We start from the raw sequence: 16739 nt of genomic DNA, 5'->3' as shown, positions 1-16739 counted from the left end.
ATATGTGTTTGCTTGCTTGGTCAATATTCTAATTAATTATCTTGGCCGTTGTCATGGGCGGATCTGCGAGCCCGGCGGCGGTGGATGATTTGCACTAGGCAACCGGGCGAGATTTGAGTATGTTAGTGGGACAAAAGCATAACTCCTCCGTGTGTAAAATTTGGCTGAAGGGTTCACGAGCTCCCTGATAGCGTGGCAGCGGTCAGCCAACGTCTGGTTGCTCCTAAAACATGGTTGGGGAAGAGGGGGATTAGCGTATAGGAGGTATTTTGTGATTCGCTTGATCTAGAGCAGCAGATGAATGCGCAGTTGGCGACCGCCAAGAGTCTGAATGGGCTTACACAATCAATTCAGGACGAGTGCGCTGTCGCCGAATAGAGTGATCGCGACGTACAACCGCCTCGGTTAACCATTCCATCGACTCCTTCATGCTCATGCCCTCCCTGATTGCAGGGGCTATGGCTTCCAGGATATCCCCCAAGCGAGAGTCTTCTCGACCGTCACCTGAGCCCGGCTCAAAGGCGTCGCAATGCCGCACTAGTGCTTCGGCGTCGTTTGCGTTCAGTTCAAGTTCAATCAGTATGCCGATTTTTCCTTGCCAGGTCGCAGGTGCTTCGGGGAATGATGCAGGTATGCCACCCAGAATGATGTAAAACCAAGCTCACAATAGCGAACATGCCAGAGAACGGAATGTTCGCATCTGCGATTGCGACGGTCGTGGAGGGGATCGTCTGGGATAATTGGCTCACTCAACCAACGGCACAATCCTCTGCAAAGTCCCAGTGTCCGCAACCTTCGTAAACCCCTCAATCTTATACACGCAGTGCTCAATCACGCGAACCCCTTGCGTCTGCAGGTTCCTGACGAAGGCAGCACCCTTCAGCTCCCCACCAGAGCCACGTTCATCCGATCCGCCTTGAGCTGAAGTGAACACCAAAACCGGGGGGAGGGCCACGCCGAGCGCTTCACCGGGGCTCATAGCGAACCCAGCAGCCCACGAGTACCCGGCAAACTCGTCGGCTTTGATCGTCCGATACATCTGCGATTGCAGGACAAAGAGCTCGCCCGGCTTTACGTTCACGATCCGGATCAGGGCGTCATCCTGGCGCCGCAGGCCGCGAGGTGAGAGCCGGATCAGATCACCCTTTTTGGGCACTTTCGTCTCCCCTGGCACCGAGCTATATCGCTGGTTAAGCATCAGCGATATTTCTGGGCAATCACACACCACCGCGATGCGCTGTACGTCCTCTGAATCAATCCGCGACTCAATCTCAGAGAGCCCTCGCAAGTGCTGTTGGAACGGCAGAGCACCTTGTCGGCGCACTTGGACATCGACCGTCGTGAAATAGCGAGACATCTGCTCGACGGCTGCATTCGCCGGCAGCGTGGTATCGACCAGGACAACCAGATTTATCAAGTCTCCCAGCCCTGCCAGCAGCTGAAAAATGTCGAACAACGGCAGCTGATTGAACTGCTGGACAACAACAGCCGGCGCGTGAACACCGTCGGTTATTTCGTAAAACGGAACATGGGTAACCCCTAATTCATCCTCATAGGCGACACACCTCGCTTTGGCGGCTGTCACCAATGTTGGAACGGCATTTGTCAGGAGCTCAGAGACAGCACAGTACTGCTGGGTGAATTCACTGGATGCTTTGATATCGTCATAACGCACAAGCACCAGGCGAGCGTTAACGGCTAGCGAGACCTCGTCGAGCATGTCGTGAGCGAAGAGATCGGGAGTGAACGCGCCCAAACGATTGAAAGCGTGTTCAAGCTCGCGCTCGCTGTAGACTGGGTGAAACGGGCCGCAGATTCTGGTCAGATGGTCGCGCACTGCGTTCTGCAGCCAGTAGTTGCTTCGAAGCTGAACCAGTCCCTCCGTCTCGACAACCCACCCTTGGCGTTCACATTCCCGAACTGCCTGACGCACATCATCCACCCCGCCAACGCCTCCAGCATCACCACATCCACAAATAGCCCCTACCTCCACAACGGTATCGCCCGCCATGGACTGTGCTTCCAGGTACCTCAGCAGCCCCAAGGCATGCCTCAATCCAGGATTCAACTCGAAGCCTGACAGCACCGCTGGGACAACATCGGTAACGGACTCAAGAAATGGCAGTGCTATAAGGGGGTTGGCCAGGATGGAGTCAGCGTCCACCGACAGGCACTTTGTCATCCGCTCCGCCGCGATTTGGTCAAATCCTTGGCGCATATAGCCCGCAACTGACGCCTGGAAGGCTAAGTTGTCCTCCCATGCGAACTGTAGCTGGGCCGTTTGGGCATCGCCAAGATGCTTCCCTAGGATGAATCGGTTCTCATGATCAAGCAGTTGCCGTACGCGGCGCCCTTCGGCCAAGGCAGTCTCGATCAACAGATTCCCAAGACCATAAGGCGCAGTGTAAAGGGGCAGCGCACCTTGAGCGCTAACAAAGCCCGCCAGTGCCTTGCACTCATCGAACCTCAAGTCAGCGCGGGTGGAAACGGCGGCAACTGAGGGATCTGAGCCAACTGGCGCAACCAGGGCAACCGAGGCGATGACCAATCCTCTCCCGCGCTTAGCAATGGACGCGCGATAGGTCATTCCAGGGAATAGTGGTTTGGACATCAGCGTCTGGTCGAGCCGCGCTTTGAATGGGTTCCCAGTGGCCAGAGATAGAAAATGAAATTGTCGCTCTCCGCTCAGTGTGAGCGTGAGTTTCCGGACGAAGTAATAATTTTCCATTGGCCGTACACCATTGGTTAGAAAAGGCTACAAGGGGATAAAAAGGGCTATAAAGGAGCGAATAGATCGGCGTCTAACCGGCTCAACAAGAGCGCGGTCAGAACGTGAGGATCTTCCCTGATCTAATGATTTCCTCTCGGAAGGCAGCGCACTGGAGGGCCCGCTGAGCGTCCCGCAGTTGGGTTCGGAGCAACTGAATCTCGGTTCGCAAACTGGCCAGCGATTTGTCGTACTGCGTATGTGGCTTGGTGGACGACTGGGATCGCACGTGCTCCAGCAAGAGATCAGCAATCTGGGAAAGCTCCTCCCCACCGCGCCCTGGATAGAACACTTGCCTCGTGAGTCCAACCGTGCCGGCAAGCCATGCGAGGTTTATTTTGCCAGCTCGCATAGGCACGCCTTTACCTGATTCGATGACCTCCAAGACCACCAGGCGCAGCTTCCTGGCTGACTCCAATTGCGGCGTCATGGCGCGCAGTACCTCAAGCGGCGTGCCTCCCTGGACATCAACCCCCGTGCCAGCAGCAACCCCAGCACCGTCCTCAGCATCAGCATCAGCATCAGCATCAGCGCCACCGCCACAACCATCATTCAACTTAAGCACGGGTATTTTTCCATTTGAGGTAGGGGGCGATGAGCTTGGAATCCGCAACTGGCTTCGGAATCCCGCTGACATCCGAGAAGTCGGTCAGGGTGTCGTCGACGATCTGAATGGCTGGCTTGTGATCGAGGATTCTGTCTACGAGCTGACAGGTCACTTCGTATTTGCGTTGGTACTCAGGTACGCTGGCCTTGGCGGCAACCCCGTAAGACGGTGCAGCCCTGACAGTCCGTTTCGACAGGTCGTCTACGATGTTGCGAAGCTTGGCGTTCTCCTCCTCCAACTGCGCAGTTCGAATCATGACCGGATGCATTGGATCGATATCGATCTTGTACGGGGTAGGAGCGCTGCTCCCATCGCCCAGCAATGCCGGATAGCGCTCCAAACACTGCCTGTATGTCTTCCCACGCTTTAACAGCAAGCTGCGATCTATGCCGCAAATGCGGGCTACTTCCTTTGCTAACTGGCTGATATTTTTGAAGGGGTCACCACTCTCCTGAAGCACCTCCAAGGCAGCATTGATTCGAGCAATCGTCGCATTGAGTTGCGCGGCGCCGCGTCGCGCCTTCACTGTTTCAGGCGCTCCTCTTCGCACTGCTTTGGTGGGTATCTTTGTCATGGTCGGTTCGGCCCAGTCTCACGAGCTCGCTTGGCCATCTCAGTGCACCATCGCCATCGAAGCTTGGTCTTTGGGTGAGAGGGCAGAAGGTTTGCTCAGGGCGTACGCAGCAATATCCCCGAATGAAAGACCGGCGCCATTCATAATTGAAAGAATTTGACCAATGTAGCGCTCTCTTTCGTCTACTGGTTGGTTGACAACTATCAATAACTCGGGGTTACGTGCCATCTCTTCAAGGATTAGCGGGTAATGCTCTGACGCCAAGGCAGGAAACTGGGACATGTCTAACAGCATGGAGAGAACGCGCTGTTTCGGGTCGTCCATATCAACGCTGTGACGTACAGCATTAGCAAGGTCGCGATGACGAGTGATGTACCCTTTCGGAAACTTCTCTTCCCGCCAGTTTTTCTCAAGAATCTGTACGACTTGACGGTATCCGGCCAGTTCCAACGCGCTCACCGAAAGCTCGTCGTAGACTATCTCGGTATTGGACGAGTGTGGTTGATGTTTATGTAATTGCTGAAGCCTTGGTTTAAGATGATCAACGCGGTTGACTAGGTCGCGAACTTTCGCGTTCAGACCGGGTAGGTGATCGATGCCGAATATTGCATAAGGGCAGATACCACACGTGCGAGCTTTTCTTGTAAAATTCATCAATTTTTTAGGGCAATCACCGTCTAACGCACAAATGCAATTGTCCAGAAATTTTACGCGCTGAGTTTTGGTGCTAGCAATCAAGTCCAGACCCGTCTCCTCGATGTCCAGAATACCTGGAAGTACGGAAATCAGGTGCTGTTCGCGCACTGTATCTTTGCGGTGCTTTTGCCAGCCTTTGACCAGCGCTGATTCTGGCGATGACGGGCTGGGAGGTCTGCCAGTCAGAGCAGCAAATGCATGCGCAGACACTGCTTTGTTGGCAGATTCAACTAGGGTGAGCGTTTCTTGTCGCGTCGGCACTACGTAATGCGCGGATGTGTACCGATGGGCATGGCCTACTTGCCCTCCGATGATGGCGTAATCGAGAAATGCATAAATACGGCGGTGGGTAATCCAAGTTGCACGCAGCGCATGGGGTGTATGTACTGTCGACCAATCTCCACTGGCCGTCTGTTCCACGAATTGATGGCGACTTTCAGGTGGCACGAAACTGTTGTACATTTCTTGAAAGCCACGAAGAATCAACGTCCACTTAGCTGCGTAAGAGGGATCAGAAAACGGCAAGCCGCTATCGAGCCATGGGCTCCGGAAGAGAGGTTGGATTTTTCCGTACTTCTTCGCATTGCTGATATCGTTTTCGTAATAGACACCTTTGTATCTTTTGCCGTACTGCTTAGTCTGAAAGTGGCGCTCTTGGAGCAGTACGTCCATAACCTTGTAAGGGAGCGACACGGGGCGGCTATTGCCGCTTTTATCGGTGTTGACGTAGAGAATGCAGCTGCTAAGGCTACCCCGCAGAGATGCATCATAATATTTGTCAAAGCTGCGAACATCCAGCCATTGGCAGTTTTGAAGCCGTAGCCCAGAAAACATGGCTGTGGTGAGCATTCTCAACTGTGATAGCCATGGGACGTAAATTTCACGGCCAGCGTATTTATAATTCTCACTTTTCCACGAATAAGCGTTGATGATTTTTTTGAGAGGCACCTCCAAGGTTTCAGAGATGTCGTCGGGGTTCCACAGCTTGAGGGAGTATGAAACTCCGTATTTTTCAAGATCAATCCAAACGCTGTTTTTCAGATCCAGAGAGTCTTGGAAGCTCAGTAAGCCTGTCAGGAACTTGTTTTGAAGTTCAACCCCAATCGCATCGAGTGCCAGCATGTATGCCTCGACCATAATCATGGAGCCGATGGGCAAGGGGATTTTGTCACTTTTCCCCGCTGGGCCACTTCCAGGTGAGTCCAGTTTTGGATGAACCGGATTTGTGTAGGGGCTACTGACCAGTGCTCTGCCATCTGGCAGCAATTCTTTACTTTTCGCTATCGCGACCTCAAAGAACCGCCATACCGAAAAAATGAAATGCGACTTTGTTTTGATACTGCGTTTAAGATCGTAGAACTGCATCAGTGTGAGAGGCAGGTCGAGGTGCGAGCTATCCTTGAGGTTTTTGATCTTGGTGTATTTTTTTGTGCGATGCCAAAATATGGATCGGTGGAATTCCTCGATGTTAGTCGGGAATTCAACGCCGCTGTCCGGGTGTTTTCTCAGCCAAGCGGGCAAATACCTGCCCAAGTAGTCCATCAGGATGTGAATGTAGCCAACTTCCTACGCCCTGCTTTTGGGCTGGTGCTCTTCGATATGCTCAAGATGCAGTTGCCCAGCTCTTACCCAAGAGGCTAAGTTGTCCTCAATGTGAGGATTCTCTGGGGTATTGTAGTAACTCTCGACCCATTCATAGTCGCCCTTTGTAGGCCGCCTGCGGCCAGGCAGAGCTGCATACTCCTCAGGGGAAAGTACGCTCTGTGCTTCCCAGTTTTGGGCGTCTTCTCGGGCGATTTTATCCTCAATTTTTTGTTTGTTCTTCCTCTTGCGGCCATCAAGGCCGGCGGCATAACGGGATCTTCTCCATTTTAGGTTTTCGCTTTTTGACTGGCTGGGGTCGATCGAACCCCAGTGCATTGCGAACTCCGCATAGGACTTTTTGATTTCGGTACTCGATTTCTCGATCCTGGTCGTGCTTAGATGCGCGTGATACCCCTCAAGTAGACGCGCCTGATCAGGGCTTACAATCGATGGATATTGTTTGGCGAACAGGTGAAGCCAAGCTAGGTAGGAAAAATCCAAACCTTTACTGCCCTTTGTTGCCTTGCTCTTTATTTCACGCTGTTTGTCTACAACTGCAGGCGCTGCCTCCCACAGCTCTTCAAATACTATATTTTCAGGCTTTTTCCAGTTCACACGGTACTGGAAAGTGCGAGCGCAGCGCTGCTGATGCGATGCGTTGAGTCCAGCGATCTGGTGAATGAAACCCTCGGACATGCCTATCATTTCTGGGTACTTGGCCCATATGCCACTCAGGTTGAAGCTATGGGGGAGCGTGACGTGTCCCTTCGCCCACAAGAGTACGAACATCGCCCGGATAGGGATGCGAAGTCTGCTCACATCTTTCAGCTTTGGCGTGTACTCGCCCGTGAGCTCCTCATAAAGGGGCATGGCGAGATCGAGCTGTTTGTCGGGTACGAGGCATAGGCTGTAGAGGTTAGTGAGCTCTTGGTAGGTCAGGGCCCGACCTTTCCGATGCCGCAAGAAGATGGATAAGGCCAGACGGTGTCTGGCCTGCATATCCCTCAGAAGCTCTGGATTTGCTTTCCCCGCGACATTCTCGGCTTCCATAGCTTTCTGAGCCAACTCTTGCAAGATGGCTTGAGCGCTTTGCAGGACATCGTCGCCGTGCACGGTAAGGTTGTCGGTGGTGTTGATCACGCTTCTGGGCCCTGCTGCAGCAGTTGCTCGCTTAGGCGCGCATAGGCTTGGCCACGGTAGTAATCAATGCTTTCCCCGGCGCCCCGGTGGTAGATGAGTTCATTTGCAGCATCTACCTCCACAAGGGTGTAAATACCCAAGTCGGCGGCATAGATCTCAGTGCTTTTGAGGTCAGCATGGCCCATCAACAACTGGATCTCAGGCAGGTCGAGGCCAGGTTTAGGTCGGCCTGGCACCACCACATAGTTACGTGCCCACACGCCGTACAGGTGGCGGAATTGGTGGGACGAGTAGTTTCCTTGAGGCGCTACGAACTTCAGTTTCTTCTGCGTGGCTTGGATGCTGCGATTGACCGCCCTGTTGACGCTGTTGGCATTGAGTTCGCAGAGAGGTACCCCGTAAGTATCTTCATCCAACGACAGCAGCAGCCAAGGGCTGTCAGAAGAAGGGCGCACAGCCATGTACTCAGCCAGCTTTTCCCAAAATATCGACTGGAACGGCTCGAACATAGTCACAACAGCTGTCTTGCGGCCCTTGAAGCCGAAGCTTTCCTTGTTGGTCGTGTCACGCAAGCCTTGAGGGTCTTCGACGCGGATGATCCTCTTGTGGACGTCTATGTCCTCCAGGCGAATCCCCATCGCTTCCGATACCCTCAAACTCCCGAGTCCAAAGCACCAGATCAGGCCGTCCAGCCGAGTCGGGGCGTTTTCAAGCATCGGCAGAATGTGAGGGATGCCGATATGTTTGGCCTCCCGCTTTTTCTTGTTCTTGGGCGTGCGCAGGCCTCCTTGGGTTTTCTTTGCATCTTTGCCAAGAGAGGGTTTGACCTGCAGGGTGTTGGCGTGGATCTGAGCCAATTCCTGAGGGCTGCGCACCCGGGGACTGAGTTCCGGCAACTCATTCACTTGCTCTAGAGGCGCTTGACCCGTTAGGACGGCGGACATTTCTGCCTGTTCGAACGTGATTGCGCTGCAGACTCTCAGCATCAGATTGGCGCCTGCGATGTATGGGCCCGCAGACTTGGGGGAGATCGTTTTTCGGCCTGTTCGAATGAATGCCTTGCGGACAATCGGGTCTTTGGCGTCCGCCCCATCGATGAGATAGGATGGAAAAAGCTGCATGGTTTTCGATGCAGTAGCAGGGTCAAGTCGGCCAGAAAGGGCACCGGTCTCATAGAGAAATTCGGCAAGCGCGCGCCCACCCCTCTCCAAGGTGATGACCGAGTTACGCGCGTAGCTGATGCCGATCTCGTCCCAGAGGTGCTCGGTGAACTCGTTGTAGAAATCCAACGGTATGCCTGTAGCTGTCTCGTAAAGCCTGGGAGGCTCGCCCTTGACTAGCGTGAGGCTATTCATCGCTTGCATGCTGCCGCCGGGGCCTGGCTGCTTTTGACCCTTCTGCCGACGAGGGGCTGGGGGGCTCAGATCTTTTGCAATCGTCGGGTTACGCATATATTGACAAGGCTCCGGTATGGTGATTTAATCTCGCGAACCGGATGGTATTGACTGTACAGTAAAATTAGAAATAGCTAAAAGTGCTAATAAGGCGCTTTTTTATGTCTTTTTTCGCCTATGTTCTCTGCAACCCCCTATTTTCCGGCGCCTCTACAGTCGTTCCCGCCGTTTCCCCACCCCTCATAGATGCATAGGTTCATCCCTTGCTGGCTATAGAGGCATGCTTGAATGCCCATGCCGGTAAATATTTCCAACAGTCCGGCTGACTACTCGATTGTGCTGATGGAACGCGCCGCGTGATGCCAAGGCTCTGCGTCCATGCGCAAATTTGATGAATTTCGACACAGTCGTGCTCTAACCCTTACCGTCGCCATGGCAACGTCAAAGGTTTTGCGATACTTTGTACTGGCATGAAGCCATATCTATAGCAGGACGCACCCAGACGGCTCAGGCCCCGACCTTGGCTGACCTCGTTCCTGCGCATTCATTTCGTGACAGGAACGACCATGTCAGGCGGCGAAACGGAAAAAATTGCAAGACTCGCGGAGCTCGTTTCCAGCGAGATATTCAGCTTCTTTCGCTGGAAGAAAGAGGGGCCGGCGAACCTCAACTTCGCCTGTGTGAAGAAGGAAACGCACGCGCCCTCTAAGAAGTCTGAACACACGCATCCGACTGACGTGGTGTTCAAGTACGCAGACCCTTATCTGAATAAAGCCGTCTACCTTCATACCGATTTGAAGAGCTACGCGGTGGGCTCAATCACGCTGGACTCGATCAAGAAGGCCTTGAAATCCTTGGGCAAGACAATCGACTGTGCCCGTGCCTCGACGGAGTGGCAGACGCGCTATCACTTGGCTAAGCGGGAGAGGTATGAGGTTCGTGGGATGCTGTTCGTGTACAACCACGACGACGAGTACGACAAGAATTTCTACGATCACTTCAAGGACTACAAGGGCGAGAACCTGCACATCAAGGATTCTCAGCAGATTCATATCGTCGAACCTTCACTGATCAATTACCTGAAGACGCTGCAGGTCGATGTGAATGCCCTCAGAGCGGCAGGGACATTTCCGAAGGACAACTACACCTTCTATTATCCTGACCTCGTTCTGCATAAGGCCAGTGGCGAATACTGGGAGCGCGCGGCCACCGCTGAGCTCATCGCTTCGCCGTACATGATCATCCACCACAAAGAGGTGATCTCGTACTGCGAAAAGGCCATGAAGCCGACAGAAGCGTATGGCGAAGGCTACCTGATCTACTATCGCCGCGATGGCAGCAGTGAGATCGAATTCAGGTACCTCTTTGACGCCCTGTCCAGGTTCCAAATCCTCAATGCCAACAAAGACTTGAAGATCCGTATCAGGGTTGCCAATCGCTACCATCACAGCAGCATCCTCAGCAACTTCAACGCTGCCATCAACAGCTACGTCACTGAGTGGGGCGAAGACGAGAATCGCAAGCGGAAATTGCAGGCAATCGAACTAGACATTATGAATCACGCGATTCCGAACTATAAGCCCGAAGCGATCGGCTGGGAGCGAGACTGACATGAGAATGGGGAGCCTATACTTCGCGTCCGACAAAGCGATCTTTGACGCGCTCACGCAGCGAAGCCTTACGAGCGCTGAGCTACGGAAGGTCTTCCTCTCCAGGGGGATCGTGATCTCCAATGAGTCAGACAAAAAATTCCTGGCCAATCGGTTCAGTGCCCTGTTCCATGATTACTACGATTATCGGAATCTTTCTCTCTTGGTAGGTGGCCGTGACAGTCGTGAGAAAACTACGAATGTGGTCGTCACCACGGCGGTTACAAAAGATCAGCTGACCGACGCTCTGACCTCCGTCAAGGAGTGGCTTGTGGATGATCAGCACGAGCAGGCTGAAGTAGCTATCCATGGGGATCAGCTCAAGCTCACCGTCAAATACCAGAAGCTTGATCTGAGCCAGGCGGAGTTCCGCCAAGTCGTCGAGAAGACAGCGGAGGTAATCCTTGAGAAGCAGGGCAACGGCTGGAAAATCACTGGGCCCATGAACGAAAAATTCAAGGACATCACCGATCAGCTGTATTCCCAGATCGAGATAGTCACTGACAAAGACGTGGCGACCCGAACCATCTCTCTGGAGGCAATTCCGGATGCCGGCATCAGGACGAATTTCCTTCGCAGTTTGATCCGCAACCTCAAGGGCATGGAGGTGGTCGATGTCGTCGACGTCTCCACATTCAACCCTAAAGATCGAGAAGATGATGACCTAGATCTCAGCGATGAGGCGTTGGTGATCGAGGATGCGGTTGAGTTTGACTCAGACGATGAGGGCGAGGGTGGCGATCCGGAAACCGAGCTGGCGAGGCTGCAGCCAGAAGCCAGGGTTCACAAGATCATCCGCATCGACAAGGCATCACTGAAGGGCAAAGGTGTCTTGGAGTCCAAGCAGCTGATGGAGCTTGAGGGGCACGGTTTTTACCTGTGGAAAATTCGGTGGACTGCTCGCGAGAAGCTCGTAGGTTCAGAGATCGTTCAGTTCGAGGCTCAGTTTGGTAACCAGTCCAGGTACTGCGATTTCTCATACATCGTGAGAGGGGTCTACAACTACAACAATGGGAAATACGGCGTTTTTCAAGGTAGTTGTCGCGTCCACCGTCTTGCTACGCGACCTTAACCACCACAGTCAGCTCCCTTTCAGGATTCAGATACACTGTCCCTATCGGGTTCCAGTTGCGTGTTTCGCCCGTCCATCGTTCCGGTCTTTTTTCTTTAGCCTGCTCATAGACCGCGTCGCGCCGAGCCAGGATCTCCCGGTCTTTCCCCTCGTGACGTTGGGCCGGTGTCACGAAGCGGATTTGGCTATGGCGATGCGCGGTGTTGTACCAGACCATAAAATCCCGCACCCAGATACGCGCATCATCCAGACTGCTAAATCCATCTTGCGGCCACTGCGGGCAGTATTTCAGCGTCCTGAACAGTGACTCCGAGTAAGGGTTGTCGTTACTGACACGCGGTCGGCCACGAGAGGGCGTGATACCCAGGTCGTACATCTTGGTCAGCAGCGTCACCGATTTCATCGGCGCACCGTTATCCGAGTGAAGTACCAGCGGCTGGTGCCAGCACTTCTCCTGAGTCACGCTTCGTTGCAGTAACGCAGCAGCCTTTTCACCACTTTCTGCTTCGTAAACTTCCCAACCCACAGCCTTGCGGCTGTAGATATCCTCGATCAAATAGAGGTAGTAAAACTTCCCTCGAACCGGTGACGGCAGGTAGGTGATGTCCCACGACCACACCTGATTAGCGGCTTTCGCCGCATAGGTGGTAGGTGCCTCATGACGATGCGGGCGCTTGGCGCGCGAGCGATGATGCTGCTGACCTGCGGCATGCAACACACGATAAAAAGTCGCTTCAGACGCTATGTAACGGCCCTCATCAGCCAGCTGTGGCACGATCTGGCTCGGAGGCAGATGCGCGTATGACTTACTGTTGCACAGCGCCAGGATAGCCTGACGCTCAAACTCACTAAGTGCGTTTATGGGCGTCGGCCTGACTGTCGTGGTACGTCCATCGGCAAGCATTTCTTCGGGCAAACTCCAGCGTTGTAGCGTGCGAAGCGAAATGCCAACTTCCAGACAAGCAGGCGCCCTGCGGGCGCCCGCACTGATGGCTTCATTGAGCCAACCAACGAGTAAATGCCGTTCTGGCAACAAGGTCAGGTGCCCTCGTCGTCGCTTCCCCAGTAGGCGTTGAGCTTTTTTCGCAGCACTAGCAATGCCGCTGTCTCAGCCAATGCGGCATCCTTGCGGCGCAGTTCGCGCTCAAGCTCACGGATACGATTCTTATCATCCCGTGACTGCCCGGAACTCACGTTTTTAGCAGTTGACCGCTTCGTGCTGCTGGCAATAAACGCATTGCGCCAGTCGGTGATCTGCTCAGGGTAAATGCCTTTACGTCGGCAGTATTCACCCATTTCCAGTTCCGACAGGGCGGCTGTTTCCATGATGATCGCCATCTTGGATTCAGCTGACCAACTCTCGGAGGGTTGCTTGGTGTCGGACAATTGCGTTCCTTTGGAAGCAGCTTGCTTGCGCCAATTATGGAGAGACATATCGCTGCAACCTTCGCGGCGCGCAACCTCCGACGCCGATAGGCTCAAAGGTGGCAACATCATTTTCAGCAGTGCAGCTTTGCGTTCTTCTGAGTAGAAAGGCATGACGATACTCTTGCCGCCCCCGGAATGCTTTTTTAAAAAGCAGGGGACACGACAACTACCCTGACACCGGGGGAATACGCCAAGAATCTGGTGCGTGCCGAGCCGGTGTTTGAGCAGAAGCTCAAAATCCGCTTGGAGGAAGCAGCGCAGAAGACACTGGATGATATCGAAAGGAGTTTATTGGCATGAAGTCAAAGCGGCTGAAACTGTGGGTTCTGACCGCTCGCATTGAATTTCAGACCCTTGTTCATGGCCTTCGACAGCAGCCGTTCAACGACGAGAGTCGGATCGGTGTCGAGGTTCTTGAAGTCCTGGATGGCAAGGCAACCTTTCGGTATCACGAGCAACGGGATATCACCCAGTCGTTTACGAATCCTCTAGGTGAGACGTTCGAGTCGAGTTACTCGACGTTCATCAGCTTTGACATGGTCTTCGAATCGCTGGGGGTTGATCGTTATTCAATCTGCATGAGTTCGCCGCCCAAGGATCTGAAGCCGTTCGTGGAGCTCATCCGGGCGGCAGCCGGGACAACATTCGCGCTGGAGGTCGTGAAGCCAGACATTTCGTGGGTCTACCAGCAACTGAAGGCTGACAAGCGGCTTACAAGGGTCATGGCCAAGCGCATCGTGTCCGGAGCTGTGACGTTTGATATCGAAAGCAGCTACCGAGTGGATATTACCTCTACGGGTAATGCGATGACGAAATTGCTGGAGATCACAGGTGGGCGCGCGGCGCCTATCGACAAGATCAAAATCGTCTACACGTACGACTCAACGCCTGTGCAGATCGAGCTATCACGATCGGGGTCGGTTGCGATTTCTCTGGATGATGATGAGCACTTGCAACTGCTGACGAACCTCTTGATTCGCTAACCAGGCTGGGAGCGATTAGGGGAGGGCTGGCTCGTTCTGGAAACTTTCCTTGATCGCGCACGTAACTGCATCTGCGGAGGATGGTAGTACCTTCGCGATCACGTAGGGCTTCACAGCCCTGTCCTGCATTCAGTTGATTCTGAGTACGCCTAACGTCCCTGGGGTTGTAAACCATTTTTTTGACCTGTAAACCTTCTCAGTTAACGCGTCAAAAAAATGGTTAACAAGCTTTGAGGTGTCGGCTTCCTAGCCACATGTCCACATGCATGCCGCGCCAGGTGCATGACGTCCGCTCAACCTTTTTGTTCTGATGGCCGGAGGCCGCTGGTAGGATTGCCAGTACTAATCAAAACATGGAGTTAGAGCAGTGGCCAAGAGCGAAGGCAGGTGGTGGATCTGGGGTGCCTGGTTGACGATTGGGGTTGGTGTGGTCGGCTTCGGGATCGTGCTGTTTACGCTCTATGGCATCAACCTCGGGCCGATTTCACATGAGCACGCAGCTTGGTCAAGCTTCGGGTCGTTGTTGAGTGGCTTCTTCATGGTGGCCTCTACGGGAGCTACTGTGGCCACGCTTCTCTTCCTAGCTCATCAGAACAAGCAGATCCAGAAGACAAATATTGAGCAGCAAAGGGTCACTAACGCGCAGCTTGCGGCGATGAATTTTGAGCAATATGTCAATCATCGACGCTTCTTCATGGAACGATTAAATGAGCTGCAATCGATGTTCGGTAATACATTTGTATTTGAAAATAGAGACGCTCTGTATAACAAAGTCTTCCCGAAAAATACTCCGACCAATTTGGAGTTTAAAGCTGAGGTTGTGACAGATCCAGGCTCCCAAAATTATCTCGGTGCATTGAATCTTCATTTGTCCGTGTTAAGAAACTATGCAAAAAGCCCTAGCGGCAAGGATGATGGTAGGTGGCTTGTGGGAAAGCTCATCAACCTGAGTGAAGCCTTAGATCTTCGTATGGTAAACGAGGTCGCAGAGGGAGATCTTGAATTTAAAGGGCAAAGAACGCCATTAAATATCTATGGAGCTGACGAATTTGTTATGGTTGCCACAGCTATTTACGATTCGTTCATGTTTTACACCGGGAATGATAAAGCGGAGAGGCTGATTTTTCCGATGGGGCGATCTGCAAATGACTCTCTGATGAAATATTTTTTGGGGCGAGAAGAATATCCAGAGATTGTTAAGGTTTTGAAGCCTTTGCCCGGCTTGGAAATGTTGGAGCGAATTTATTTTGATCTCTGTGGAATCGAAACTGAACATTTCGGCTACCTAGAACCCCTTTATGCTCAGTTGATGGAAATATTTAGTAGTCCAACAGGTGTGCAAAAACTACGGAATAACGTCTACATTGCCGATTTGCTCGAAACAGGCCGTAGATGCACCGCTAAAGCATTGGCTAGGTCGGAGAAAGGTGCAGATGATTATAATAAGCTCAAAGTGATATCTGAAGACCTTGATATTCTGATTGCACTGAAATAACGAGTTAGTAGGGGTGATGCAAATTCGCCCCGCTTTTATGATTTTTGTATCTATGCCAAGCGCTATCACCTGAAGGGGTCAACCAAAAACTTTCAAATATATCAGGTGGCGCTGGTTGTGGATAGTGTGTAAAGGTGTTGTATATTTCTATTTCGATTGGGTTTAATGTTTCTGGCTATGTATAAGTCGCGAGCCTTCATGCTCATGATACTCGGCTAGCTTGGTTATTATAATTCGGAGCTCACGTGCCTAACATCCAAGGTGATATTGAGAATCGGCCAAAAGAATTGTGGACGCTGCCCAACTACAATCATTTGCCTGATGAGTCTTTTCAAATTGATTTGGCCAGCGCTGCTGGGAAATTTTTGGCGAATGATATCTTTGACTTGGACGGAGTTCAGCCCCTTGAAACGGCTATTTTCGACCTGTCGAAGCGGTTCTTCGAAGGGGCACCAGTTGTCGGTGTAAACCCATCGAAAGAGGCCATTGACTATTACAGAAAGCGTGGTGACACATTCCAGATGGTTAATGTGGTCGTCTGCTGTCACTCATTCGAAAGACGTGATGGTAAGCTATTCGCACTGCCTTACCATGTTTCCCTGCGTCCAGCTATGAAAAATGGTTCGCCACAGACAGTGGGCATTGACTGGATCGAAAATTTTGATTTAGAGAAGGTTTTGGACGGCAGGCCACACTACATGGGGTTTAATCCATTCTCGGATGCTTTTGGCCTGTATGCTATTGGGGCAGTCCCTGTCAACGAAACCATATGCTCAGATGTTATCGGCTTCGTTTACAATACCTATTTTGTTGCCTCCAAACATGTTCCGAGAGATGCAACAGATCCTGGTCTGTGCACTGAGTTGCTGGGCGAGACCAAAGGAGTTCTTGGAGACTACCAAAAGTACAGGTGCAAGAACTATTTCAAGAAATTTACTGATTCAGAACCCTTTAAGATTTGGGGGTGCGATTCCCCCATTGAGCTTTTCCTTTTGCAGGCCATGAGTCAAATTGGTTTGCACCCAAAAATCCAGATGCATATCTATCCCGATGGAACGATTTTCCCATCTTTGCAGTCGATGTGGGAGGGTGGTGTTCGCACGAAGAAACTGGCGCAGACAATCACTGAAGCAGATTTCTTCTTTGAAAAGGAGGGGGTCGCAGTATTTTGTGACTCCAAAGCTCATCACACAACTCCTGCCCAGGTAGCAAAAGACAAAGCCGTAGACGAAAAGCTGGCAGCGGTTGGGATACGCTCATACAGGGTGGCAGGTACGGACATCGTTGACTCGCCATTCCGCTGCGCTGCGCTGCTCAAAGAGTTCTTGACTGCGTGATTCTCTGACTCTG

At 52.5% G+C, this 16739-nt stretch carries 12 protein-coding genes; 5 read left to right on the top strand and 7 right to left on the bottom strand.

Going from position 1 to position 16739, the window contains the following annotated elements:
• Window positions 1–745 precede the first annotated feature (745 nt).
• The 6 genes from REH34_RS09155 to REH34_RS09130 all read right to left on the bottom strand — a co-directional run bounded on the left by REH34_RS09155 (window position 746) and on the right by REH34_RS09130 (window position 8732).
• Complete coding sequence (locus tag REH34_RS09155; RefSeq protein ID WP_311971435.1) at window positions 746–2728, bottom strand: hypothetical protein; 1983 nt, start codon at window positions 2726–2728, stop codon at window positions 746–748.
• A 97-nt stretch (window positions 2729–2825) separates the two neighbouring features.
• Window positions 2826–3197, bottom strand: coding sequence for a hypothetical protein (locus REH34_RS09150; protein WP_029240766.1), 372 nt, complete (start codon window positions 3195–3197; stop codon window positions 2826–2828).
• Window positions 3198–3324: 127 nt separating this feature from the next.
• On the bottom strand, window positions 3325–3948 hold the full coding sequence (locus REH34_RS09145; protein WP_311971434.1) for a hypothetical protein: 624 nt from the start codon (window positions 3946–3948) through the stop codon (window positions 3325–3327).
• Between the two features lie 39 nt (window positions 3949–3987).
• On the bottom strand, window positions 3988–6186 hold the full coding sequence (locus REH34_RS09140; RefSeq protein WP_311971433.1) for a hypothetical protein: 2199 nt from the start codon (window positions 6184–6186) through the stop codon (window positions 3988–3990).
• Between the two features lie 24 nt (window positions 6187–6210).
• Entirely contained in the window at window positions 6211–7368 is a 1158-nt protein-coding gene (locus REH34_RS09135) for a hypothetical protein (RefSeq protein ID WP_311971432.1), read from the bottom strand.
• Window positions 7365–8732 (bottom strand): site-specific integrase, encoded by a 1368-nt coding sequence (locus REH34_RS09130; protein ID WP_311971431.1) that lies wholly within the window; start codon window positions 8730–8732, stop codon window positions 7365–7367. Before REH34_RS09130 ends, REH34_RS09135 begins: the two co-directional genes overlap by 4 nt.
• Window positions 8733–9328: 596 nt before the next feature.
• Between REH34_RS09130 and REH34_RS09125 the strand changes: the two genes are divergently transcribed.
• Both REH34_RS09125 and REH34_RS09120 read left to right on the top strand, forming a co-directional pair.
• The gene (locus tag REH34_RS09125; RefSeq protein WP_311971430.1) at window positions 9329–10372 is read left to right on the top strand and encodes a hypothetical protein; all 1044 of its coding nucleotides are present in this window, start codon (window positions 9329–9331) and stop codon (window positions 10370–10372) included.
• Window positions 10373–10484: 112 nt separating this feature from the next.
• Window positions 10485–11483, top strand: a complete 999-nt coding sequence (locus tag REH34_RS09120; protein ID WP_311971429.1) for a hypothetical protein — start codon at window positions 10485–10487, stop codon at window positions 11481–11483.
• Here the strand turns inward: REH34_RS09120 and REH34_RS09115 are convergent.
• Window positions 11470–13022, bottom strand: a protein-coding gene (locus REH34_RS09115) for an IS3 family transposase (protein ID WP_311970423.1) whose coding sequence is annotated in 2 segments (ribosomal slippage) — window positions 11470–12560 and window positions 12560–13022 — 1554 coding nt in all. Because the reading frame shifts where the segments join, the coding sequence is not laid out codon by codon here. The two genes, REH34_RS09120 and REH34_RS09115, sit on opposite strands and share 14 nt — an antisense overlap.
• A gap of 185 nt (window positions 13023–13207) precedes the next feature.
• Here REH34_RS09115 and REH34_RS09110 point away from each other — a divergent pair.
• From REH34_RS09110 to REH34_RS09100, 3 genes are all read left to right on the top strand, one after another.
• Window positions 13208–13894 (top strand): hypothetical protein, encoded by a 687-nt coding sequence (locus tag REH34_RS09110; RefSeq protein WP_311971428.1) that lies wholly within the window; start codon window positions 13208–13210, stop codon window positions 13892–13894.
• A gap of 367 nt (window positions 13895–14261) precedes the next feature.
• Window positions 14262–15389 (top strand): hypothetical protein, encoded by a 1128-nt coding sequence (locus REH34_RS09105; protein ID WP_311971427.1) that lies wholly within the window; start codon window positions 14262–14264, stop codon window positions 15387–15389.
• Window positions 15390–15634: 245 nt separating this feature from the next.
• On the top strand, window positions 15635–16726 hold the full coding sequence (locus REH34_RS09100; protein WP_311971426.1) for a hypothetical protein: 1092 nt from the start codon (window positions 15635–15637) through the stop codon (window positions 16724–16726).
• The last annotated feature ends 13 nt before the right edge of the window (window positions 16727–16739 follow it).

It is taken from the genome of Pseudomonas baltica (genome assembly GCF_031880315.1).
Classification (GTDB): Bacteria; Pseudomonadota; Gammaproteobacteria; order Pseudomonadales; family Pseudomonadaceae; genus Aquipseudomonas.
Note: the sequence above shows the minus strand (reverse complement) of the source record. Positions and strands in the feature narration are given on the sequence as shown.